The 1,045-nt window shown below is 65.7% G+C and carries 1 protein-coding gene; it reads left to right on the forward strand.

Annotated elements, in window-relative coordinates; genetic code table 11:
• The first annotated feature begins 112 nt into the window (after positions 1–112).
• Positions 113–985, forward strand: coding sequence for an IS21-like element helper ATPase IstB (gene istB / locus ACVJNE_RS24240; protein ID WP_499569283.1), 873 nt, complete (start codon positions 113–115; stop codon positions 983–985).
• Positions 986–1,045: the final 60 nt, after the last annotated feature.

The raw sequence follows: 1,045 nt of genomic DNA on the forward strand, positions 1-1,045 counted from the left end.
CTGGACCGAAGACCGGGGAGATCGTCCTTCACGGCTCCGGCGACAGGGTCGTCCAGCGTCCGCTGGCCTTCTACGATGCCGTCGCCAAGGCGATGGCCCGGGAGCAGCGGCCATGACCGGCGCGCTCGACACCACGCCGTCGACGATCGACCGCATCCGCCATGATCTGGTCGGTCTGAAGATGCCGCGCGCGCTGGAAGCGCTCGACCATGTCGTGCGCCGCCTCGAGAAGGGCGAGATCGCGGCGCTCGAAGCCATCGACATCCTGCTTTCGGAAGAACTCAGCCTGCGCGAGAACAGCCGCATCAAGACGGCGCTGCGCATGGGGCGCCTGGCCACCATCAAGACGCTCGCCGGATTCGACTTCTCCTTCCAACCCTCGCTCGACCGCGACCGAATCTTCACGCTCGCCCAGCTCGGATTCGTCGGCCGTTGCGAAGTCGTCCACTTCCTCGGCCCGCCCGGCACCGGAAAGAGCCATCTCGCCATCGCGCTGGCCGTCGAGGCCGTGAAGGCGGGAAGGAGCGTCTACTTCTGCACGCTCGCCGAACTCATTACCGCACTGTCGCGGGCCGAGCGCGAAGGCCGGCTGCAGGAGCGGATCCGCTTCTTCTGCCGTCCGGCTCTCCTCGTCGTCGACGAGATCGGCTACCTCCCCGTGGTCCCCGGCGGCGGCAACCTATTCTTCCAACTCGTCAACGCCCGCTACGAAAGGGGCGCCATGATCCTCACCTCAAACCGCGGCTTTGCCGAATGGGGCGAGGTCTTCGGCGATCCCGTCGTTGCCACCGCTCTGCTCGACCGGCTGCTTCACCACGCCGTCGTCGTCCAGATTGAGGGCTCGAGCTATCGGCTGCGTCAACACGCTGAACTCATGCCGGAACACCTGCGATCCAAAGCCGTCATCACTCCGCCGGCGATCGGCCCGGCGCCACGGCCACGCGGAAGACCGCCGAAAAATCCGCAACTCTCCGCGACAAGCTGAGCGGCCGAACTGGGGAATTTTACTTCGGCACTTTTGGGGGAAATTCGCGCGGCATTGACA

It is taken from the genome of Mesorhizobium sp. DxT (assembly GCF_058448885.1).

Coding starts and splice junctions, on each gene's coding strand:
- istB (WP_499569283.1), top strand. CDS start 113: ATGACCGGCGCGCTCGACACCACGCCGTCGACGATCGACCGCATCCGC.